Below are 23,480 nucleotides of genomic sequence, written 5' to 3'. Positions count from 1 at the left end.
GTGATGAAATGTCTTCTGACCGGCGGCGCCGGCTTCATCGGCTCACACCTGAGTGAACGCCTGCTGGCGCGCGGCCATGCGCTGGTGAACCTCGACAATTTCAACGACTACTACGACCCAGCCATCAAACGCCGCAACATTGCGCCGTTGCTGTCCCACCCCGCCTACACTCTGTTTGAAGGCGATATTTTGGAGCGGGACACACTCGAACGGCTCTTTCGCGAGCACCGTTTCGACATCATCATTCACCTGGCGGCGCGCGCCGGCGTGCGGCCTTCCATAGCCCAGCCACTGCTTTATGAAAAGGTCAACATGGAGGGCACGCTCAACCTGCTGGAGATGGCACGCCAGGCCGGGGTGCCGAAGTTCATCTTCGGCTCCTCCTCCTCGGTTTATGGGGAAAACGGCAAAGTCCCGTTTTCCGAGAGCGACACGGTGGATTATCCCATCAGCCCCTACGCCGCGACCAAGAAAGCCGGCGAGCAAATCTGTTACACCTATCACCATCTCTACCAACTCAAGGTCACCTGTCTGCGCTTTTTCACGGTGTATGGGCCGCGCCAGCGACCGGACATGGCGATCCACAAATTCACCCGCCTGATCGCCAACGACGAACGGGTGCCGGTCTATGGCGACGGCTCGAGCCGGCGGGACTACACCTTCATCTCCGATATTGTCGATGGCATCGAGGCCGCCATCGCACACTGCACGTCTTATCACATTTATAATCTGGGTGAATCGCGCACGATCGACCTGCTTTCGCTGATCGGTTTGATTCAGGAATATTTGGGCAAGCGGGCCGTCATCGAGCATCTGCCGCCGCAGCCCGGCGATGTCCCCATTACCTATGCGGACATCAGCAAGGCACGACGCGAAATCGGCTACGCGCCCCGCGTCGATATTCAGGAGGGGGTGCGACAATTCGTGGAATGGTACCGGCAGAACCATCCCGTGCAAAAGTAGCAAGTCTCCGGCAACGACCGCGCGCGGTCCGGGAAGGTGAGGTTGCAACATGGTTCGGGAGAAACAGGCGTTTCTCAGCAATCTGGTCAGGATGATTGACGCAGCCGTCATTCTGCTCGCGTTCGTCATTTCCTACTTTGTCAGTTTTCACCTGCGTGAGGTTTACCAACTGGGTGAGATGGCCTTTGCGGTCTCGCCCGACCTGGAGGGTTTGCTTTATTTTGCCCAGAAAAACCGGGTGCTGCTCGGCTTTTGCCTGCTGATTTGGATCGCCACGCTCAGCTTCATCGGCGCCTACCGCGACTTTCGCACCAAGACGCTGGCCCGCAGCATCTGGCAAATTTTTCTCGCCGGGGCGGTCACCCTGCTGATGGTGGGCACGCCCATTTTCGCCTTTCAATTGTTTCTCACCAGCCGCCTGTTCATCGCCACCTTTTGGGGCATCACCATCGTCCTGCTGCTGTTCGAGCGCTATCTGCTCAACCTGTTTCTCGATTACATTCACAGCCGCGGCTACAACCACATCAACCTGTTGATTGTGGGCACCGGCAAGCGGGCGCGGGAATTTATCCGCACGGTGAAGTCGCATTCCTCCTGGGGCCTCAACATCGTCGGCCTGATCGATGACGATCATGGCATGTTCGGCAAGGAGATCGAAGGCTACCGCGTGCTCGGTCGGCTGCAGGACATTCCCTTCATCCTCCACCGCAAGGTCATCGACCGGGTGATCTTCGTGGTGCCGCGGCTGTGGCTCAATCGCATCGACGAGGCCATTCTTGCCTGTGAGCGGGAGGGCATTCCCACCAGCATTTCGATGGATCTTTACAACCTGCGCATCGCCACCGTGCGGCAGACCGACTTCAGCGGCTTCCCCCTGCTGGAGTTCGAAACCTTCAGCGCACAGGCCTGGCAGTTGTTCGTCAAACGCGTGCTGGACGTGGTGCTGGCGCTGGTGTTGATCCTGCTGCTCTCGCCGGTGTTCGTGCTGATCGCGCTCGCCATCAAACTCACCTCGCGCGGGCCGGTGCTGTTCAAACAAACGCGCTGCGGTATGAACGGCCGGACGTTCACGCTTTACAAATTCCGCTCGATGGTGGTCAATGCCGAGATGCGCAAGCGCGAGCTGGAAAAGATGAACGAAATGGACGGCCCGGTGTTCAAGATCAAGCGCGATCCCCGCATCACCGCCATCGGCCGCATTCTGCGCAAATCCTCGCTCGATGAGTTGCCACAGTTGTTCAATGTGCTGAAGGGCGACATGAGCTTTGTCGGGCCGCGGCCGCCGCTGGCAGTCGAAGTCGAACTGTACAAACACTGGCAGCGCCGCCGCCTCTCCCTCAAGCCGGGTTTGACCTGCATCTGGCAGGTGAGCGGCCGCAATCAAATCGGCTTCGAAAAGTGGATGGAGATGGACATGGAGTACATCGACAACTGGTCGCTCTGGCTCGATTTCAAAATCATGGCCAAGACCGTGTTTGTCGTCCTGTTCGGCTATGGCGCGAGCTGAAGCCGCCCACCGGGGCGGTGGTGGCGTGTTTTTGGCCTCTGCGGCTGCCCGCCTTTGCCGGTATTTAATTGACCTGCTGTGAATGAGTCAACTTCGTACGACAACGTTGCGTTCTCAAATCCGCTCCGCAACTCAAAACTGTTACTTCGGAGGAATCTTCCCCAGTTCTGGGAGTGAAGCCTGTTGTAACATTATCCCAACCACTCAAAAAGATTTCCCCGAAAATGCCGTAGCGCAGGCTTCCAGCCTGCTTGCAGACATTTTCATCATAATGGGTGTGCAAATGCACATGACAAATGCTTACGGAATGACATTTGGGGGTGGCGATGCCAACTCAACGTTATATCATCAGCGAGCACGGATATGCACATCTGCATGATCGGCACGGGTTATGTCGGTCTGGTGACCGGCACCTGCTTTGCCGAATTTGGCAATGAAGTGGTCTGCGTCGACAATGATCAGGCGAAAATCGCCCGGCTGCAAGCCGGCGAAATGCCGATCTATGAACCCGGTCTGGAGACGCTGGTGGCACAAAATGTCAGGGCCGGCCGGCTGTCCTTCACCACCGATTTGAAACGCGCGGTGGAAAACGCGCTGGTCATTTTCATTGCAGTGGGGACGCCCGCCGCGGAGGACGGCTCCGCCGATTTGCGTTACGTCGAGACGGTGGCCAGGGATATTGCCCGCTACATGAACGGGTACAAAGTCATTGTCAACAAAAGCACCGTGCCGGTGGGCGCCGGCAAGTGGATCAAGAAAGTGATTCAGGAGCATCAGCCCGCGCCCATTCATTTTTCGGTGGTCTCCAATCCCGAATTCCTGCGGGAGGGTTCGGCCATCGAGGACTTCATGCGTCCCAATCGCGTGGTTATTGGTGCGGAAGACAGCGAAGCAATGGCAATCATGAAAGATTTGTATTCGCCGCTTTACCTGATCGAAACCCCGATCGTGATGACCAATCTCGCCAGCGCCGAGCTGACCAAGTATGCCGCCAACGCTTTCCTGGCCACCAAGGTGAGCTTCATCAACGAAGTCGCCACCATCTGCGAGCGGGTGGGGGCGGACGTCCATGACGTGGCCAAAGGGATGGGCCTGGACAACCGCATCGGGACGAAATTTCTGCACGCCGGCCCCGGCTATGGCGGTTCCTGCTTCCCCAAAGACACCCGCGCCCTGCTCGCCATCGCGCAGCAACATGATTACCGTTTTCAAATCGTCGAAGCGGCGGTGCGGGTGAATGAGCAGCAGCGCCGCTTCATGGTGCAGAAGATCAAACAGGCAACCGGCGGAGTGAAGGGCAAGACCATCGCCGTCCTGGGGCTGTCCTTCAAACCCAACACCGATGACATGCGTGAGGCCCCGGCAGTGGACATTATTCGCGCCCTGCTCGCCGAGGGCGCCGTGGTACGTGCTTATGATCCTGTGGCGGTCCCCGAAGCCCGCAAACTTCTGCCCCAGGTGACCTACGGCCGGGATGCTTACGAAATCATGGAGGGCGCGGACGCCCTGGTTTTCATCACCGAATGGAATCAATTCCGCAGCCTGGACCTGAACAAGGTCAAGACTCTGTTGCGCACGCCGCTGGTCATCGACCTGCGCAACATTTATGAGCCGCACAAAATGGCCGACAAGGGCATCAAGTATTTCTGCGTCGGCCGCTGACACAAGCCAAACATTTGGGGTGGCAGGCTGATCCGGATCGCAGGGATGCCTTCTGCAATCGGCTTTCGGCACATGCTCGACGACAACTTCCCAGTATCGCGCAGGATTGTCACTTCGGAAGGTTCGGGCGGGTGTCGGTGCGGGGCGGAAGGCGGCTGGTTTCCGGCAGGGCTGCCACCCCTTTTTTACGTGTGTCACACAAAGACATCGTTTCAGGCTGGCACACGCGCTGAACACCTCAAGCCACCTCCTCCGCTGATTTCACCTCCTGATCGCGCCTAACCGCCGTAAAATGCCCCCCGATTGCACGAATTTCGGGCACCGGCACTGGCATCAGTGTTGCTAAAATGTGAGAGCAGATTTACACAGGATTCACTCGCAAAGACCATAGGCCGGATCCTTATGTACGTCTTGATGATTGCGCCCCAGCCTTTTTTCCAACCCCGTGGCACGCCATTCAGTGTGCTGCATCGTTTGCGCGCCCTCTCGCGTTTGGGCCACAAGATCGACCTGGTTACCTATCATCTCGGCCAGAATGTCGCGATCGAGAATGTGCAGATTCGGCGCGCTGCCGGCGTGAAATTCATCAAGGAAATTGCCATCGGACCTTCGCTGCACAAGCTGCTGCTGGATGTTTTTGTCTATCGCCGTGCGCTCGCCTTGCTGCGACAAAACCGCTATGAGCTGTTGCACACCCACGAAGAGGCGGGTTTCATGGGCATTCGCCTGAGCCGGCAATTCGGCCTGCCCCATCTGTATGACATGCACTCCAGCCTGCCGCAGCAGTTGTCCAATTTCAAATACAGCCAAAACCCGCTGCTGGTGCGCCTGTTCGAGCGGCTGGAGGCGGCCACCATCAACAGTGCGCAGGCAGTGATCACCATTTGCCCCGAGCTGCATCACTACGTGCGCGAGCGCTTTCCCGACAAGTTTAACAAGCTCATTGAAAATGTCGCCGACAACAGCGACGTGTTCGGCACGTCGGTCGATCTGCAGGAACTCAAGCAGCGTTACCGCCTCAATGGCGAGACGGTGGTGTTGTACACCGGCACGCTCGAACCTTATCAAGGGCTGGACCTGCTGCTCGCTTGCAGCGCGCGGGTGGTGAAGGAGCAGCCGCAAACGCGTTTTCTCGTGGTGGGCGGCAAGCCGGAGCAGGTGCGCGACAATCAGGAAAAAGCCAAACAGTTGGGCGTGGCCGACAAGTTCATTTTCACCGGCCAGCGGCCGCCGGAGGAAATTCCGCAGTTCATGCGGCTGGCGCAGGTGCTGGTGTCTCCGCGGCTGGAAGGGAACAACACGCCGCTGAAAATTTATTCCTACTTGCGCTCCGGTGTGCCGATCGTCGCCACCAATCATCTCACCCACACCCAGGTGTTGAATGCGGAGGTGGCGGTGTTGACCGACTGCAAGCCCGAAGCTTTCGCCAGCGGCTTGCTGCGGGTGTTGCGCGACCGGCAATTGGGCGAGGCGCTCGGCCGCAAGGCGCGGGCACTCGCCGAACAGGAATACAGCTATGCGGCTTATTTGCGCAAAACGGCCGAAGTCTATGACTATCTGCAGTCACTTCCCCGCGGCCAGTCGTCATGAGGGCGGCCACCCGGCCGGTCTGCAGCCGTCACACGCCGGTGGCGGAAGGGGAGCAACGGACTCTTTGCCGAGGTATTGACAATTCATGTGCGGTATTTGCGGAATCATGACCTTCTCGCCGTCGCAGACGGTGGTGCCGGAGGAACTACGCCGGATGAACGACGCCCTCTTTCACCGCGGCCCGGATGAAGAAGGCTTCTATTACAGCGACCAAATCGGCATGGCCATGCGCCGGCTCAGCATCATCGATTTGTCCAGCGGGCAGCAGCCCATCAGCAATGAAGACGGCACCTTGTGGATTGTCTACAATGGCGAAGTTTACAATTATCTCGCGCTGCGTGCCGAGCTGGAACGCCGTGGCCACCGCTTCAAAACCAAATCCGACACCGAAGCAATTTTGCATGCCTATGAAGAATACGGCGTGGACTGCCCCGGCAAGCTCAATGGCATGTTCGGCTTCGCCATCTGGGACACGCGCCAGCGGTCGCTGTTTCTCGCGCGCGACCGCATGGGCAAAAAGCCGCTGTATTATTATGCCGGCCGCGATCGTTTCCTGTTTGCCTCCGAGATGAAAAGCCTGCTGCAGGCGCAGGGGGTGCCGCGCCGGATTTCACCGGAAGCCCTGGATCTCTATCTCACTTATGAATACGTGCCGGCACCGCACACCATTCTCGCCGACCTCAAGAAACTGCCCGCCGGCCATTCGCTGTTGATCAAGGCCGACGGCAAAATCGAATTGCGCCGTTATTGGGACCTGCATTTCCGCGAGAATGGCTATCATGCCGCAGAACTGCAACAGGGCCTGGTGGAACTGCTGCAGGATGCCGTGAAAATCCGCCTGATGAGCGAAGTGCCGCTCGGCGCCTTTCTCTCCGGCGGCATCGATTCGAGCTGCGTCGTGGCCCTGATGGCGCGCGCCATGAACCAGCCGGTCAAGACGTTCTCCATCGGCTTCGAAGAAGGCAGTTACAACGAGCTGGAGTATGCGCGGGCGATCGCCCGGCATTACCGCACCGATCACAAAGAATTCATCCTGCGGCCCAATGCCCTGGAGCTGACCGAGAAGCTCGTCCGCCATCTCGACGAACCGCTCGGCGACTTTTCGATCTTTCCCACCTATCTCGTGGCGAAGATGGCGCGCGAGCACGTGACCGTGGTGTTAAGCGGCGATGGCGGGGACGAGTTGTTTGCCGGCTACGACGCGTATCGCGCTGACCGCCTGTATCACGCCTACCGCCGCCTGCCGGCTTTCGTGCGCCACGGCCTGGTCGCGCCTGTCGTCAAAAGGCTGCCGCCCACGGAGAAAAAGAAAGGCGCCTTGAACAAGATCAAGCGTTTTGTCGAGGGCACACAACATCCCGAAGACCTGCAGCACGTGCGCTGGATGATCTTTCTGGCGGCGCAGGAAAAGCGGCTGCTCTACGGCGAGGCCCTGCGGGAGGTGGATGTGCCGCACGGCGCCTATGACTTCATGCGCCATCATTTTCAAAATGCCGACTCGCAGGACGCGCTCAACCGCCAGCTCTACGTCGACCTGAAGACCTATCTCTGTGACGACATCATGGTGAAGGTGGACCGCATGAGCATGGCCGTCTCGCTGGAGGCCCGCGCCCCCTTTCTCGATTATCGCGTGGTCGAGTATGCCGCCACCATCCCCAGCGCGCTCAAGCTGCGCGGCAAGCAGAGCAAGTGGATTCTCAAACAGGCCATGGCCGATCTGCTGCCACCGCAGATTCTCAAGCGCGGCAAGGAGGGCTTCAGCATTCCCATCAAAAACTGGTTGAAGCAGGAACTGCGGCCGCTCATGCTCGACGTCCTCTCGCCGGCGCGCCTCAAGCGCGAGGGCTTCTTTGATGCCGCCTATGTGCAACGGCTGATCGACGAGCATTTGCGCGGCAGCGAAAATCACAGCCACCGTTTGTGGGCACTCACTGTCTTCGGCATCTGGCACGACCATTATTTGAGTTGAGACTGCAGCCATGCTCAAACAGGTCAAGCATCTGCAAAATCTCCTGCGTTTCGCCAGAGGGGAGCACGAGCCGATCATCGGCCCGATCAAGGCCGTGTGGGAGGTGCTCTATATTTGCAATGCGCGGTGCCGCACCTGCGAATGCTGGCAGCAGGCGCCGGACGAGGAGGTGCTGTCCACCGCCGAGGGCATGGATTTGATCAGGCAACTCGCGGAAAACGGCGTGATGAGCCTGTGCTTCACCGGCGGCGAGCCGCTGTTGCGCAAGGACATTTTCGAGCTGATCGCCTGTGCCAAGCGCCATCATCTGTCCACCGCCCTGATGTCCAACGGCCTGTTGATCAATGAGCGCCGCGCCAAAAAGCTGATCGACGCCGGGCTGGACCTGATTTACATCTCGCTCGACGGCAGCACGCCGGAGCTCAATGATTCCCTGCGCGGCATCAAGGGCTATTTCGATCTCGCCAGCCAGGCGATCGAGAATCTCAAGGCGCTGCGCAGCAATGCGCGGCCGAAAATCTACGTCGCCTTCACCATCAACAAGGCCAATCTGTACGACCTCGAAAACATGGCACGCTTCGTGAAAAAGCGCGCCCTCGAGGGGCTGTCCTTTCAACCCGCCCTGCACCGGCCCGCGGTGCGCTATCGCGTGGACGAGGACCTGGCGCTTGGCCCCGGCGATGCCGCCCGCTTGCAAGCCATGGTGGATCGGGTGCTCAAGATGTACGGCGAGCTGCTGCCGATGAATCGCGACTACTACCGCCAATTTGCCAGCCTGACGGAGCAGCCGGACCGCCTCTGGCAGCAGCACAGTGTGGCGGGCTTTGCCTTTGCCAGCATCGATCCCCGGGGCAACATCTACCCGGATCCACTGCAAACCGAACTGATGGGCAACATTCGGGAACAGCGTTTCGATGAAATCTGGTATGGCCGCCGCGCCCGCGAAGTGCGCGGCCGCATCGCGCGTCAGGAAGTGCCGGCCGGCTTCTTCGAAAGTGTGGTGCCGTTGACTTTGGCGGTGCAGCGCATGTCGCCGCTGCGCCTGCATCGGGCGTTGAAGCCGATCCTCACCCTGGCCCAGCATTTCTGAGGCGGTGCCGCGGCTTGTTGCGTGGCACCCGGCAACCCCGCAAGCCGGGCGACAGCCTGTGCGGGCCGCCCAGGGCGCGCCGACCAAGCATCGCAGTTCAAATTCGGGCAGTTTCAGGGCATTGGCGGGACGCCCCGCTGAAGACACCCAAAATCTCGGGATCAACATGAATGATTTTCTCACCGCGCCGGAGGTGAAATCCGCAACGAGCCTGCGTCCGCCGGCAAAATCAGGCAGGAACCGCGAATTGCTGCAGGCCATCGCGGCCTATTGGAACGCCCATATTCATGACCTCGCCGTGGCCAAACATCCGCCCGGCACTGCCGGTTTCTTTCAAGACCTGGAGACCTACCGCTTCGACAAACTGCGCTATTTGCCCGAGGTGGTGAATTTCAACGGCTATCGCGGCCAGCGGATTCTGGAAGTGGGATGCGGCCTGGGCATCGATCTGCTGCGCTTTGCCAGGGGCGGCGCGCTGGTCATCGGTGTGGATTTGGCGCAACAGTCCATCGAGCTGGCGCGCAAAAATTTCCAGCTCAATGGCGCCGCCGGCGAGTTTTATGTGATGGATGGTGAGGCGCTGGAGTTTGAAGACAATTCGTTCGACATGGTTTATGCCCACGGCGTGCTGCAATACACGGCAGATGCCGCGGCCATGGTGCGGGAGCTGCATCGTGTGCTGAAGCCGGGCGGTGAAGCCATCCTGATGGTCTACAACCGCCTCTCCTGGCTGAATGCCATGTCGAAAATCATGAAGGTGGAACTCGAGCACGAAGATGCGCCGGTGTTGAACAAATATTCGATTGCCGAATTCCGCGCCATGCTCGCGCCCTTTGCGCGAGTGCGGCTGGTGCCGGAGCGGTTTCCGGTGGCGAGCCGGCTGCACACAGGCTGGAAGGCGGTGCTTTACAACGGCATCTTTGTGCCGGGCTTCAATCTCCTGCCCAAATTTTTGGTGCGCCCTCTGGGCTGGCACCTGATGGCATTCTGCGGCAAATGAAACAGCGCACGCGCCATGCCGGCAGCGGACCTTTTGCCTGAGCCGCATGTGAGACGGCGTGCCCGCGGAACCAAGCAAGAGGCGTTCATGTCAGTCAAAGTGCTGGTCACCGGTGCCAACGGTTTCACCGGCAGTCACCTGTGTAAACATCTGCTGCAACGCGGCTATCATGTCCGCGGCCTGGTACGCAAAACGAGCGACCTGTCGCTGCTGAAAGGTCTCGACGTCGAGTTGGTGTATGGCAACTTTGTCGATCCCGGCAGCGCGACGGAATTGCACCAGGCATTGAAGGGAGTCGAGACGGTTTATCACATTGCCGCCGCCTATCGCACCGAAGGCGTGCCCAACAAGTACTTTTGGCAGGTGAATGTCGAGGGCACCCGCCACCTGCTGCAGGCGGCGCTGCGCGCCCAGGCCGGGCGGTTTGTGCACTGCAGCACGGTTGGCGTGCAGGGCGACATCAAGAATCCGCCGGCGACGGAAGAAGCCCCCTACGCGCCCGGCGATGTTTATCAGCAAAGCAAGCTCGCCGGCGAAAAGTTGGCGCGGCGCTTCTTCGAGGAACACCGTCTGCCGGGTGTGGTGGTGCGGCCTGTCGGCATCTATGGCCCCGGCGACCGGCGCTTTCTCAAGATCTTCAAGTTTGTGAACAACGGCAAATTCCGCATGTTTGGCAGCGGTGAAGTGTTGTATCACATGACCTATGTTGACGATCTGGTGGCCGGTATCACCCTGGCGGGCGAAAAGCCGGAAGCGCTCGGCCAGGTGTTTACCATCGGCGGCAGTGAGTACACGACGTTAAACGAATTGGTGGCGCGCATCGCGCGGGCGCTGGGGGTGCCGGTGCCGCGCAAACACTTCCCGGTATGGCCGGTCTGGATGGCCGGCTGGCTGTGTGAGCTGGTCTGCAAGCCCCTTCGCATCGAGCCTCCTCTTTACCGCCGGCGCGTCGATTTCTTCGTGAAGGATCGCGCCTTCGACATTTCCAAAGCCCGCCGGCTGTTGGGATACCACCCGCAGGTCGATCTCGACACCGGGCTGAAGATGACTGCGGATTGGTATCGTGCCAACGGTCTGCTGAATTAGATCCGTCCTTACGCTTGTTCACCCGGTTGAATGTAATAGTGTGCGGATGGGTATTTGCATTTGTGATCGCGTTTTGTTAAGCATGGCTGGCAGTCTTGCGGCTAGCGGCGGCCGCCGCAAATCGGCACCGCGTCGCTGCCGCAGGCGGCAAGCGTATTTCTCGTGAGCGCCTCATGGCTGATAACCTCACCCCCCAACCGCGTCGGGAGACCGTCGAGATTCAGAAGCAACTTTTCGACGCCGGAAAATCCAAGCTGCAAAAGTACAAGGAAATCGTGCTCGGAGAAGCCAGCATCTGGTATCTGATCAAGTATGAACTGATCATGTTGCTGGCCAGCTGGCTGCCGGGCGCGCTCGGACTGGTGCTGCGCAGCCGCCTTTATCCCACTCTGCTGGGACGCACCGGCCGCAATGTCACCTTTGGCTGCAACGTCGTGCTGCGCCATCCCCGCAAGATTCACCTGGGCGACAATGTGGTGATCGACGACAACGTCGTGCTCGATGCCAAGGGCAGCGACAATCAAGGCTTGTTCATTGGCAATGGTGTGTTCGTGGGGCGCAATACCATCCTGAGCTGCAAAAACGGCGACATCCTCATCGACGATCACGCCAACCTCGGTTTCAATTGCGAAATCTTTTCCGCCAGCCGCGTCCACGTTGGCAAAAATGTGTTGCTGGCTGCCTACGTCTATCTCGTGGGCGGCACCCACACCTTCGCCCGCCGGGATATTCCCATTATCGCGCAGGAACGCATCAGCCACGGCATCACCGTCGGAGACAACTCCTGGCTGGGTGCGCATGTGGTGGTATTTGACGGCGTCACCATCGGCAGCGAGTGCATCATCGGCGCCGGCGCGGTGGTGAGCCGGAATGTGCCCGACTGGCAGATTGCCGTGGGGGTGCCGGCGAAGGTGGTGAAAGACCGGCGGGAGATGACCGCCCGGGTCGAGACGGTTTGAGCCGCATTCCGATTATCAAAAAGTGAGGCCCGTGAAAAGTGGTGAGCGCCGGAATGCGATTGCAAAAACGAGCCGGAGCATGGGTATGAGCAGCCGGAAGCGCATTCTTCACGTGATCGACAAGCTGTCCATGGACGGCGTCAACCCCAGCAGCGTGGCGTTGTGTTTCATCGAATGGATCCGGCACGCCGACACGCGCCGCTTCGAAGTGATGGTCGCGGTGTTGCGCCCACCCGATGCGGCCAGCAAGCATCTCGAACAAAACGGCGTGCGGCTTTTTTACATCGACAAGGGCAAGTATTCCTTTGCCAATGTCGGCGCGATCGTGGCGCTGGCGCGGCGCGAGCAGATCGATCTGCTCCACCTGCACGGCTACAGCGCCGCCAACTTCGGCCGGCTGGCCGCGAGCCGGCTGGGCATTCCCGCGCTCATGCACGAGTGGGCCATCCTGCGCGTGCTGCCGCATCAATTCGCGATGGACTGGCTGCTGCGCCACCAAACCGATCTCGCCGTGGGGGTGAGTGAAAGCGTGCGGGAATTCCTGATTCACGGCCGCAGGGTGGCGCGCGAGAAGACGCGCGTGGTGTGGAATGGCGTCAATCTCGCCAATTTCACAAGCGCCGAGCCGGCCAAAGTCGCCGCGTTTCGGGAAAAATTCGCGCTTGCGCCGCATCATCTCGTGGTGGGCACCATGACCCGCCTGCGCGAAGAGAAGGGCAACCGCTATTTCGTCGAAGCGGCGGCGCGGGTGGCGCGCGCGTGTCCCGAAGCGCGTTTCGTCATCGCCGGCGATGGTCCGCTGCGGGCCGAGCTGGAAGCCCTGGCCGCGAAACTGGGGCTCGCAGGCAAGCTCCATTTTGCCGGCTTTGTTTCGGAAGTGGCGGTTGCCTTCGCGGCTTTCGATATTGCCGTGATGGCTTCTTTGACCGAGGGCTTTCCCTTTGCGCTGGCGGAGGCCATGGCCGCCGGCAAGCCGGTGGTGGTCACTGCGGTGGGCGGCATGAAGGAAATGGTGCAGCACGAGGTGAATGGGCTGTTGGTGCCGCCGGCGGACAGCGCCGCGCTGGCGCAGGGCTGGCTGCGGCTGCTGCGTGATCCCGCGCTGCGGGAAAAATTCGGCCAGGCCGCGCGCGAGCGCAGCCAGGCCTTCAGCGTCGAACGCAATGTGGCCGCTCTGGAAGAACTCTACACCCAACTGCTCAGCAATGGCCGCGCCCATTGAGGAGGGTGAGGCGGCCGGACCGGCTTTTCACCGCGGCCGGGTGGGTGGGCATTCCCGGCACTGCGACACTGTGACCGATCTCCAAACAGAAGGTTGACCCAATCGACAACATGCTCGCAACGATTGCCAACAAACTGCGCTGGAGCTATCGCAAAAACGGCCCTGATCTGCTGGCTTTGCTCAAACGCGATTATCCCGACTTCGTCTTCGCCGCCCGGCCGGAACCGCTGCGCGAGCAGGTGCCGGTTTTTCATTTTCACACTGTGGAACCGGTCTCTTTCGAGGAAAAGCTGCAGTTTCTCGCGACCAATGGCTATCGCACCCTGAGCGGCGAGCAATTCCGCGCCTGCATCGCCGGTGAAAAGCCGATTCCACCGGCGAGTGTCCTGCTCACTTTTGATGACGGCCGCGCCTCGCTTTATTCGGTTGCTTTTCCGCTGTTGCAGCGTTACGGCTTTCAAGCCATCAGCTTTATCATTCCGGGTTTGACGCCCGAGACCGCACCCGCCACGAAAACCTATGAGGATTTCGTGAGGCAGCGCGCCACCGCGCAAGAGCTGCTGGCCCGGGAACGCTCCGCTTTCCCGCTGTGCTCCTGGCACGAAATTCGCGAAATGCATGACAGCGGTGTGATCGATTTTCAATCACACACAATGCATCACCACCAGGCTTGCATTGCGAATATCCTGGTGGATTTCTTTCACCCGCGGTTTGATACTTACTTCTTTGGCAACATCAATGTGCCGGTTTACCGCAATCACGGCGTGCTCGATTTTAATCGCCGGGTGGCGCTGGGAACGCCGATTTATCGCGCAGAACCGCGCATGGCCGGCCAGCCGCAATTCTTCGACGATGAAATGCTGCGGGAAGCCATGGTACAATTCGTTCAGGAGAATGGCGGGACGGCTTTTTTTGAGAATCGCAACTGGCGCAGGGAATTGCTCGCGTTTTATCGCGCCAGGCGCCCGCAGCACACGATGACCCGTTTTGAAACGCCAGTGGAACAAAGAGAGGCAATTCTGTCGGATTTGCAGCAAGCGAAGCGGGCGATTGAAGAAAGGCTGCCGGGCAAGAAAGTGACGCACCTGTGCTATCCCTGGTTCATGGGCAGCGCGCTGGCCGTGAAACTCTCGCAGCAAGCCGGGTATCGGTTGAATTATTGGGGCATCGTGCCACGGCGGCCGGGCAACCGCGCGGGCGACAATCTGTTTTATGTGCCGCGGCTGGAAGATCACTACATCTTTCGCCTGCCTGGTGCCGGTCGCAAGAGCCTGGCCGCAATTCTCCAGGCAAAGTTTCGGGCGCATGCGCCCGGCTTTGCGCAACAGCTTGCGCAGAACTGAGGCGCCGGCGGAGTTTTCAAACCACCGGGCTGGAATCATTCCTCACCATCGGCGCGATGGTGATCATCGCAGGTCAATCATGATATTTGGCGTTATTGGACAGGTTTTGAGCAACACGGCGGGCGCGGAGGCGCGCCCGCAGGAGGCGGTGTCCGCGCTGCTGGCAATGGCCTTCGACGCGGGTGAGGGCGCGAAGTTGCAGCAGGTCTCGACCGCGGAGACGCTCGTCGCTCTCCGGCCGGCCGCTGTGCCCACGCTGGATGCCGGTCCCAAAATTTTTCAGGATGAGAAGGGCAGCTTTGTCGCGTTGCTGGGCAACATCTTCAATCGCGCCGAGCTGGTGAGCCAGCATCTCTCCTCGGCACGGCTGCAGGCCACCACCAACGCCGCGGAGATCATCCTGCGGCTGTACTTCAAGCTCGGTGAAAAATTCTGCCGCCAGCTCAATGGCAACTTCGTGATTGCGCTGTATGACGCGCCGGCGCAGCGCTTTTATCTCTATCGCGATCACCTCGGCATCGAGCCCGTCTACTACAGCCGCAAGGCGGGTGTGCTGTATTTTTGCAGCCGTTTGCGGCCGCTCACCGCCCTGCCGGCCATTGGACGGGAAATCAACCACGGGGTGTTGCAGCGCTACTTGTTGTTCAATTACAATCCCGGCTATGACAGCATTTTTGCCGGCATCGCGACCCTGCGCCCCGGCTTTTTCATCAAGATTGATCGCGGCCGGCTTTCCATCGAACAATACTGGCGGCCCTCCTTTGCGGAACCGTTTCGCAAGGAAGTGGCGACCTACAAGGCGGAGCTGCTCGAATTGCTGCGCGACGCCGTGCGCCTGCGGCTGGTGCCCGGCTATCGCGCCGGCGCCTTTCTCAGTGGCGGCATGGATTCCAGCTCGGTGGTGCATTTCATGCGCGGGCTGCTGTCGCAACCGATTGCGTCATTTTCGTTTCGCTGTCAGGGCAAGACCTTCGACGAGTCGCACTACGCACGCGTCATGTCCGAGCGCTACGGCACCGAACATCATCAGGTCGAATACACTGCCGAAGATGCCGCGCGCCATCTCGCCGGCGTGGCGCAGGCCGCGCAGGAACCCTTCTCGGACATCGGCATCGAGATCGCCTCGTGGCTGCTGGGTGCCCAGGTGCGGGAGCATGCCGACTACGTGCTCACCGGCGACGGCGGCGATGAATTGTTCGGCGGCCATCCTGTTTATCTCGCCGACCGCGCCGCCAAAGCCTTCAACCGCATCCCGGCCTTCATTCGCCAGCCGCTCACCAAAACGCTGCAGTTGCTGCCCGACACCGATTCCAAGAAGAGCCTGGTGGTCAAGGCCAAGCGCTTTTCCTACAGCTCGGCTTTCCCGGCGGCCTTGCACAGCAACCGCTGGCGCATCTACTACACCGAGGCCGAACTGCGCCGGCTCTGTCTGCCCGAAATGCGTGCGCAGGTGAATGGCTTCAATCCCTTTGCGGAGTTGCTGGAGATTTACGGCGAAGCCGATGGCCGCGACGAGCTGAGCCTGACGCTTTACGGCGATTACTATTCCGTCGTCGGTTTCTATCTGCGGCGCATGGAGTTGATCCGCCAGTTCGGTGTCGAAGGCCGCATGCCCCTGCTCGATTACCGCCTGGTTGATTACACCGCGCGCATTCCGAGCGAACTGAAAATCGGCAGGCGCGGGGAGACCAAGCTGTTGTTGCACAAGATCATGGCCGGCGAGCTGCCCGATGAAATCGTCTTTCGCAAAGACAAGCTCGGCCACAGCGTGCCCATGAAAAACTGGATGCGCGAAAGCGCGGTGATCCAAAACCTGTTCCACGAATATCTCTCCCCCGAGCAGGTCAAACGCCGCGGCTTTTTCGATCATCGCTACATTGCGCAGTTGATCCGCGAACACCGCAGCAAGGCGCACAATCACTCCCACCGTCTCTGGGGCCTGCTCATGTTCGAGCTGTGGTGTCGGGCGCATCTCGACCGTTGAAGCAAAGGATGCACTGCGTTCCATGAAACTCTGGATGAAAGCCACTCTCAGCCTCGCCGTGCTGGCACTGTTGTTTTGGAAAGCGGAACTGCCGCAGGTGGCCGCCGCCTTCGCCACGGCCCATGCCGCGCTCTGGCTCACGGCCTTCGTCCTGTTTCTCGTTCAACAAGTCATGGTCACCTACTGCTGGCAAATTTTGCTGGCGGCGAACGGCAGCGCGCCGCCGTTCCGCAAGACCCTCGAGGTGCACTGCATCGGCAGCTTTTTCGGCACCTTTCTGCCCACCAGCGTGGCCATGGATGTCATCCGGGCATATCGCCTGGGCCGTCACCTGCAACGCGGGGTCGATGCCGCCAGCTCGTTGTTCGTGGTGCGCGTGCTCGGTTTTCTCGTGATCTTTCTGCTGGCCTTGCTGGTGGCCGTGCCGGTAAGCCGGACGCTGTCGGACAGCCGCCTCTTCTGGCCGGTGTTGCTTGCACTGGCGGCCTTTGCCGGTGCGGTGGCGCTTCTGTTGCAGAAACACGCGCTGGCTCTGATCCAGGCGGGGTGCCGGCGTTTCGGTTGGGAGGCGCTTGCCGCCAAACTCGGCCGTTTGCGCGAAAGCATTCTGGCTTATCGTCATGCGCGCAGCGCGCTCGGGGGCGTGCTCGCGCTCACCTGGCTGTATCAAATTCTCGGCATCGTGATCATTTATCTCACGGGTCGCAGTCTGGGCATCGAGCTCGCGATTTGGCATTACTTCATCTATATTCCGCTCATCACCACCATTGCGCTGCTGCCGGTCTCGCTGGCGGGCCTGGGCATTCGAGAAGGCGCATTCGTGTTCTTTTTTGCGCAGGCCGGCGTGGCGCAGGCGCAGGCGCTGTCGCTCTCGCTTTTGATTTTCGCACAATCGCTGGCGCTGGCGCTGTTGGGCGGGATTTGGTATGTATTGGTCAAGGAGCAGGCCGCGCCGGTCAAGCTGGAAATGCAACCCGCGCCCGGCGCGCTGCCGCGCAAACCGGTTTGAAGCAGTAGCCCGCGCGGCCGTGAGCCATGGCGGCACGGCGAAGGGAAGCAACATCACTCGCAGGGAGCAGGAGAATGGATGGAATGGAAGCAACTGCCAAATTAGCGGTGCTGGGTGCCGGCAAAATGGGCGGCACCTTGATCAAAGCCCTGTTGGACGCCGGCTTGTACCGGCGGGAAAACATCATTGCGACGGCCAGGCACGCCGACCGCGCGGAGGAAATCGCCACCCGTCTCTCGGTGCCGGCGCTCACCAGCAACATCGAGGCGGTGCGGCAGGCGCAGCTCGTCCTGCTGGCTGTCAAACCGCAGGCGCTGCGGGAAGTGCTCGCCGAGATTCAACCGCACCTTGGAGCGCAGCAGCTCGTGATTTCGATCGTGGCTTCCGCCACCACGGCTTTCATTGAAAAATATTTTTCGGATAACGTACCGGTGGTGCGCGCCATGCCGAACACGCCCAGTCTCATCCGCGCCGGCATGACCGTGCTGTCCCCCGGTCGGCACGCCACCCCGGAGCACCTCGCACTAGCGCGCCGCCTGTTTGAGGCCGTGGGCCGCACCATGATCCTCGATGAAAAGCACATGGATGCGGTCACGGCGCTGAGCGCCAGCGGCCCGGCCTTCATTTACGTGGTGCTGGAATCGCTCGCGGAAGGCGGGGTGAAGGTCGGCCTGCCGCGCCACGTTGCCACCGAGTTGGCCGCGCAAATGTGCCTGGGCGCCGCACAAATGGTGCGGGATACCGCCGAGCATCCCGCGCTGCTCAAAGATGCCGTGACCACGCCGGCGGGCTGCACCATCGATGGTTTGTTGAAACTGGAGGAAGGCGGCTTGCGCGTGACGCTTATCAAAGCGGTGGTGGAAGCGACCCGCCGCGCCGCCGAACTGATCTCCTGTTGAGCCCCGGTTCCGACGCTTGATTGAAGAACCAGCAATGTCACTGCGAGTCATCACAACCACTGCCGAATTCGAACGCCTGCAGCCCGTGTGGGAGGCGGTTTATCGCCGCAATGCCAATCACACCCCGTTTCAATCCTGGGAATGGAATTTCGCCTGGTGGCGTAATTTTGGTGATGAACGGTCGCTGCGGCTGCTGCTGGTCGAGCACGAAGGCGAGACACTGGGGATCGCGCCGTTGTATTTGCGCACGCGCTTTTACGGCTTTCCCCTGCGCCATCTCGGGTTCATCGGCCAGAAACGCGGTGATTATCTCGATTTCGTCGTGGCTGCCGGCCACGAAGCCGTTTTCTTCCGCGAACTGTGTGAATACCTCAAACAAAGCGAGGACGGCTGGCAACTGCTCGAACTCAAGGATGTGCCGGAAAACTCCACCAATCTGCCACCGCTCTTCACCGCACTGCGCGAGGGGTTTCCGCTTTTCGGCGTCGAGCCTCAGCGCCTGTGCGTGACCGTGCCGCTCACCCCCGACTGGGAGAGCTTTCTGCAAACCCTGGGCAAGCGCACGCGCAAGGATGTCGGCTACGACCGGCGCTACCTCGACCGGCATCACAAAACCGAGTTTAAGATTTTCACCAACTCCAGCGCGGTGTTCGACGGCTTTCGTGATCTCACTGCCGTCTATCAAGCCCGCTGGCAGGACGAAAAAGGCGCCGGCCGGCTGGCGGAGGAAAGTGTGCTGCGCTTCGAGCAGGAAGTCTGCAGCCGTCTTTCCAAGCGCGGTGATTATCGTCTCTACATGCTGTATGCCGACGACAAACCGGCGGCCGGACTCTCCGGCTTTGTCAGCAACGGCAAGTATTACGGCGACATCTACGCACATGCACCGGAGTTTCAAAAGTTCAGCGCCGGCAATGTGCTGTTGGGTCTGGCCATCGAAGACTGCATCCAGAACGGCTGGCGTGAGCTCGATCTCTCGCGCGGGGACGAAGCCTACAAGTTGCGCTGGAACGGCAGGCTCAAGCGCAATTGCCATGTCAAGATTTTTCGCGATCGTTTCGCCGCCGCCCGGGCCGCGCTCTTTGAAGGCCTCTATGAGCGTGCTTCCGAGAGCAAAACGCTGAACCAACTGCGCGCACGCTATCGCCGCTGGCGCTACGGCGGTTGAGTGGTGCGGCACGGTGCTGCCCCGCCGTCGCGGGACAAAAGATGAAGTTGTGGCTGCGCGTGACCACGCGCGGCCGGATCACCGTTCACCAACAGATGCTAGCATTCAGGGTAACACCAGCATGCCATTGCCCATTGCCCATTCGCTCATGGGTTACACCCTCGCCGAAAGCAGCCGGCTGCGGTTGACCAAGAGTTTTTGGCTGGATGTGCTGATTCTGATGGCCCTGGCCAATTTGCCGGACATTGATTTTCTGCCCGGCTATCTCATGGGCCGGCCGAATCTCTATCATCATTACTACACCCACAGCGTGACCTTCGCCGCGCTGGTGGCTGCGTTGCTCGCGCTCTGCTTCTGGCGCCGGCGCGGCCGCTTCTGGCCCTGCTTTGCCCTGGTCTTTGCCGCGGTCGGCTCGCACCTCGCCCTGGATTTGGTGACGGTCGATCAAGCCCCGCCCTATGGCATGGCGCTGTGGTGGCCGTTCACGTCACAATTTTATGATGTGGGCTGGGAGGTTTTTGGTGCGGTGCACAAATCTGACGTCTCGCACGATTTTTTTGCCTCGCTCTTTCATCCCGCAAATCTGCGGGTGGTTGTGATTGAACTGCTGGTCATGCTGCCGATTGCGGCGTTCGTGCGCGGCCTGCGCTGTTACAGCGACAGTCGCGGCAAGGCGCCGGCCCGGCGCCTTGCCGCCGCATCTGCGCCAACCCGCAGGAGTTTGTCTGAAACGCCGGTGCTGCCCGGGTGGCAGGCGACCCGGCCGCGGGATACGGAAGAAAATCCGGCGCGGCGGGCGGCGGAATCCCTCGAGCTTTTGAATCTGGATCAACCGGAACCTCGCAATGGCCACCGACACTGAAAAAATCTATTGCAGCGTCGTCATCCCGGTGATGAACGAGGAGGAAAATGTGCCGCTGTTGCATCGCGCGCTGACCCGGGCGCTGCAGCCCTGGGGCCGGAGCTATGAAATCATCATTGTCGATGACGGCAGTAGTGATCGCACTTTTCCGCTGTTGTGCGAGCTGGCGCGGCAGGATTCTCATCTGCGGGTGGTGAAATTCCGCGGCAACTTCGGCCAGTCGGCGGCCATGGCGGCAGGCTTTGATCATGCCCGTGGTGAGGTGGTGGTGACCATGGACGGCGATCTGCAGAATGATCCCATCGACATCCCCCGGGTGGTGGCCAAACTGGAAGAGGGCTACGACATCGTGAGCGGCTGGCGCAAGAACCGCAAAGACAAATTCCTCATCCGCAAAGTGCCGAGCCGCATTGCCAACCGTCTGGTGCGCAAAACCACGCGCGTTGAGCTGCACGACACCGGCTGCTCGCTCAAAGCCTACCGCGCCGAAGTCGTGCACAAGATTCGTCTGTATGGCGAGCTGCATCGCTTCATCCCGGCGCTGGCGCGCATTGAAGGCGCCCGCATCACCGAAATGGTGGTGAATCATCATGAGCGCCAGTTCGGCCGGTCGAAATACAACATCACCCGCACCTTTCGGGTGATCATGGACTTGATGACTTTGAATCTGCTGCTGAAGTACCTGACCCGGCCGCTGCATTTCTTCGGCGCCCTGACCGTTTTTTTCAACGGGCTGGGACTGGCAGCCCTGCTGGCGCTGCTGCTCGACTGGCGCCACAATCAAGTCGGCTCCGAAGAGTTGAATGTCCTGATGGCGGTGGTGTTTTTGCTGTTTGCCGCCGGCATCAATTTCCTGCTTTATGGTTTGATTGCCACCAGTGTGGTGGGCACGGGTCAGAAACGTGATGAGCGCCTCTATGAATACAAATATTATCATGGCACGACCGGTTGACATGGCGCCCGCCGCGGCGGTCAACACGGCGCCGCTGGCGGCCAATGGCAGGGAAACCGCGGACTTGCGGGTGTCGGTGATTGTGCCGATTTTCAATTTGGGCGAGGAAGTGGCCGGCATGTACCAGGACTTGCGTCACGGGCTGGACGGCTGCTGCCGCAACTTCGAAATCATTTTTGTGGACGATGCCAGCACCGATCACACCTGGCGCGAGCTGGAGAACATCGCCCGCCAGGATGCCTGCGTGAAGTTGATCCGCATGCGCTCGAGCTTCGGCGAAACCTCCGCACTCGACGCCGGCTTGCAGCACGCCACCGGGCAGCGTATCGTGTTTGCCGCCGCCCGGGTGCGGGTCAATTTGCGCTCCCTGCCCCGCCTGCTCGCCCGCATGGACCAGGGCTATGATCTCGTGGTCGGCTGGCGCACGCCGCGCAAAGACCCGGGCTTGAACCGTCTGGTGTCGCGCGTTTTCAACTGGCTGGTGCAGCGCGTTGGCCATCTGCAATTGCACGACATCAACTCCAGTGTGATTGCCACCTCGCGCGAGGTGCTCGACAACATCATCTTCTATGGCGATCTCAACATTTTCATTCCCGTGCTCGCCGCGCGCAAGGGCTACCGCGTCACCGAAGAACAGGTCGAGCAGCGGCCCGGCAACTTCCGCCAGTCGCGCTACATCAGCGAATACATCCAGCGCCTGCTCGACATCGTGGCGGTCATTTTCCTCACCAAATATTCCAAGAAGCCGCTGCATTTTCTCGGCTTCTTCGGTTTCGTCTTCACGCTCGCCGGCGCGGGCATGAGTCTCTATCTGTTTCTTTACCGCCTGTTCGGTTACGGCGCCATCGCCGGCCGGCCTCTGCTGTTGCTCGGCGTGCTGCTGCTCGTCATCGGCCTGCAGATGATTTCCATCGGCCTCATCGGTGAAATGATCACCTACACGCATGCACGTGAACAGAAGGAATACAACATCGAGACGGTGGTGGGCGCATGAAACTCATCATTCAAATTCCCTGCCTGAACGAAGAGCAAACCCTGCCGCTGACGCTGGCGGATCTGCCCCGCCACATTCCCGGCATCGATGTGATCGAGTATCTCGTCATCGATGACGGCAGCACCGACCGCACCGCGGAGGTGGCGCGCCAGCACGGCGTGCATCATCTCGTGCGTTTCACCAGCCGCAAGGGTCTGGCGGAAGCCTTCATGGCCGGCCTGGACGCCTGTCTGAAGCTCGGCGCCGATCTCATCGTCAACACCGATGCCGACAATCAATACCGCGGTGCAGACATTGAAAAGCTGGTGCGCCCGATTCTCGAAGGCCGGGCCGACATGGTCATCGGTGACCGCCAGGTCGAAAAAATTGCCCACTTTTCGCCGCTCAAAATCAAGCTGCAAAAACTCGGCAGTTGGGTGGTGCGCCACGTCTCGGAAACCTCGGTGCCCGATGCCACCAGCGGCTTCCGCGCCTACAGTCGCGAGGCTGCCCTGCGCATGAATGTGATCTCACGCTTCACCTATACGCTGGAGACCATCATTCAGGCCGGCAAGAAGCACATCGCGCTTGGCCATGTGCAGATCAACACCAACGGCAAACTGCGCGAATCGCGCCTGTTCACCAGCATCCCCGACTATCTCAGGCGCAGCATCGGCACGATTTTCCGCATTTATCTGATGTACGAGCCGCTCAAGGCGTTCTCCTGGATCGGCGCGCTGGTGTTCGCCCCCGGGCTGGCCGGCGCCCTCCGCTTTCTGTATTACTACTTCACCGGCGACGGCGGCGGCCACGTGCAATCGTTGATCCTTTCCGCGGTGTTGATGATTGTCGGCTTTCAGATTTTCATGATCGGCCTGCTCGCCGACCTCATCGCCGGCAACCGCCGGCTGCAGGAGGATACCCTGTATCGCATCAAGAAACTCGAGCTGCAAAGCCTGGAGCGCAGCGAGTTGGCGGTGTGGAACGGCACGGCCGGCGCCAGGCGCAATGCCATGGCCCCGCCCGCGCTGGTGGAGAATGTCGTCGCCGGCGAAGGATGACCGTCTGCCCGCGTCCGGGCGAAGCGGAATGACATGGTACCACCGCAGGAAAACCATCTCACGCCCGCGAAAATTTTGCAGCGCAGGCTGGCAATGGGCAGGCAGGCAAGACAGCGGTGCGGCATTTTCATATGGATGCCGCGCGCGGCCGGGCAGGAACTCCGCGGAAGCTGTCACGCGCGCG

At 60.3% G+C, this 23,480-nt stretch carries 19 protein-coding genes; all 19 read left to right on the top strand.

Annotated elements, in window-relative coordinates; all coding sequences use genetic code 11:
• Nucleotides 1-3: 3 nt before the first annotated feature.
• The 19 genes from ONB52_13560 to ONB52_13470 all read left to right on the top strand — a co-directional run bounded on the left by ONB52_13560 (nt 4) and on the right by ONB52_13470 (nt 23,296).
• Nucleotides 4-963, top strand: coding sequence for a GDP-mannose 4,6-dehydratase (locus ONB52_13560; GenBank protein MDZ7417164.1), 960 nt, complete (start codon nt 4-6; stop codon nt 961-963).
• A 49-nt stretch (nt 964-1,012) separates the two neighbouring features.
• Entirely contained in the window at nt 1,013-2,470 is a 1,458-nt protein-coding gene (locus ONB52_13555; protein ID MDZ7417163.1) for a sugar transferase, read from the top strand.
• A gap of 363 nt (nt 2,471-2,833) precedes the next feature.
• Nucleotides 2,834-4,132, top strand: coding sequence for a UDP-glucose/GDP-mannose dehydrogenase family protein (locus ONB52_13550; GenBank protein MDZ7417162.1), 1,299 nt, complete (start codon nt 2,834-2,836; stop codon nt 4,130-4,132).
• Nucleotides 4,133-4,534: 402 nt separating this feature from the next.
• A complete protein-coding gene (locus ONB52_13545) occupies nt 4,535-5,722 on the top strand; it encodes a glycosyltransferase family 4 protein (GenBank protein MDZ7417161.1) in 1,188 nt (395 codons plus the stop codon).
• Nucleotides 5,723-5,807: 85 nt separating this feature from the next.
• Entirely contained in the window at nt 5,808-7,691 is a 1,884-nt protein-coding gene (asnB, locus tag ONB52_13540; protein MDZ7417160.1) for an asparagine synthase (glutamine-hydrolyzing), read from the top strand.
• 10 nt (nt 7,692-7,701) lie between these two features.
• Nucleotides 7,702-8,781 (top strand): radical SAM protein, encoded by a 1,080-nt coding sequence (locus ONB52_13535; GenBank protein MDZ7417159.1) that lies wholly within the window; start codon nt 7,702-7,704, stop codon nt 8,779-8,781.
• A gap of 166 nt (nt 8,782-8,947) precedes the next feature.
• Nucleotides 8,948-9,781, top strand: coding sequence for a class I SAM-dependent methyltransferase (locus ONB52_13530; protein ID MDZ7417158.1), 834 nt, complete (start codon nt 8,948-8,950; stop codon nt 9,779-9,781).
• Nucleotides 9,782-9,868: 87 nt separating this feature from the next.
• Nucleotides 9,869-10,867 (top strand): NAD-dependent epimerase/dehydratase family protein, encoded by a 999-nt coding sequence (locus tag ONB52_13525; protein MDZ7417157.1) that lies wholly within the window; start codon nt 9,869-9,871, stop codon nt 10,865-10,867.
• 173 nt (nt 10,868-11,040) lie between these two features.
• Nucleotides 11,041-11,826: an acyltransferase gene (locus ONB52_13520; protein MDZ7417156.1), complete on the top strand. Its 786-nt coding sequence runs from the start codon at nt 11,041-11,043 to the stop codon at nt 11,824-11,826.
• An 85-nt stretch (nt 11,827-11,911) separates the two neighbouring features.
• Entirely contained in the window at nt 11,912-13,048 is a 1,137-nt protein-coding gene (locus tag ONB52_13515; GenBank protein ID MDZ7417155.1) for a glycosyltransferase family 4 protein, read from the top strand.
• A gap of 110 nt (nt 13,049-13,158) precedes the next feature.
• Complete coding sequence (locus ONB52_13510; protein ID MDZ7417154.1) at nt 13,159-14,391, top strand: polysaccharide deacetylase family protein; 1,233 nt, start codon at nt 13,159-13,161, stop codon at nt 14,389-14,391.
• A gap of 79 nt (nt 14,392-14,470) precedes the next feature.
• On the top strand, nt 14,471-16,375 hold the full coding sequence (locus tag ONB52_13505) for an asparagine synthase C-terminal domain-containing protein (protein MDZ7417153.1): 1,905 nt from the start codon (nt 14,471-14,473) through the stop codon (nt 16,373-16,375).
• Between the two features lie 34 nt (nt 16,376-16,409).
• Nucleotides 16,410-17,384, top strand: a complete 975-nt coding sequence (locus ONB52_13500) for a flippase-like domain-containing protein (protein ID MDZ7417152.1) — start codon at nt 16,410-16,412, stop codon at nt 17,382-17,384.
• A gap of 83 nt (nt 17,385-17,467) precedes the next feature.
• A complete protein-coding gene (gene proC / locus ONB52_13495) occupies nt 17,468-18,283 on the top strand; it encodes a pyrroline-5-carboxylate reductase (GenBank protein ID MDZ7417151.1) in 816 nt (271 codons plus the stop codon).
• Nucleotides 18,284-18,317: 34 nt separating this feature from the next.
• Nucleotides 18,318-19,448, top strand: a complete 1,131-nt coding sequence (locus tag ONB52_13490; GenBank protein MDZ7417150.1) for a GNAT family N-acetyltransferase — start codon at nt 18,318-18,320, stop codon at nt 19,446-19,448.
• A gap of 121 nt (nt 19,449-19,569) precedes the next feature.
• Nucleotides 19,570-20,310 (top strand): metal-dependent hydrolase, encoded by a 741-nt coding sequence (locus ONB52_13485; protein ID MDZ7417149.1) that lies wholly within the window; start codon nt 19,570-19,572, stop codon nt 20,308-20,310.
• On the top strand, nt 20,294-21,262 hold the full coding sequence (locus ONB52_13480) for a glycosyltransferase family 2 protein (GenBank protein MDZ7417148.1): 969 nt from the start codon (nt 20,294-20,296) through the stop codon (nt 21,260-21,262). The genes ONB52_13485 and ONB52_13480 overlap by 17 nt, the downstream gene beginning before the upstream one ends.
• Nucleotides 21,228-22,256 carry a glycosyltransferase gene (locus tag ONB52_13475; GenBank protein MDZ7417147.1) on the top strand — a complete coding sequence of 343 codons (1,029 nt, stop codon included), beginning with the start codon at nt 21,228-21,230 and terminating at the stop codon, nt 22,254-22,256. The genes ONB52_13480 and ONB52_13475 overlap by 35 nt, the downstream gene beginning before the upstream one ends.
• A complete protein-coding gene (locus tag ONB52_13470) occupies nt 22,253-23,296 on the top strand; it encodes a glycosyltransferase family 2 protein (GenBank protein MDZ7417146.1) in 1,044 nt (347 codons plus the stop codon). The genes ONB52_13475 and ONB52_13470 overlap by 4 nt, the downstream gene beginning before the upstream one ends.
• Nucleotides 23,297-23,480 lie beyond the last annotated feature (184 nt).

It is taken from the genome of candidate division KSB1 bacterium (genome assembly GCA_034506255.1).
Taxonomy (GTDB): Bacteria; Zhuqueibacterota; Zhuqueibacteria; order Zhuqueibacterales; family Zhuqueibacteraceae; genus Coneutiohabitans; species Coneutiohabitans thermophilus.
This window is presented reverse-complemented; position numbering and strand designations above follow the sequence as displayed.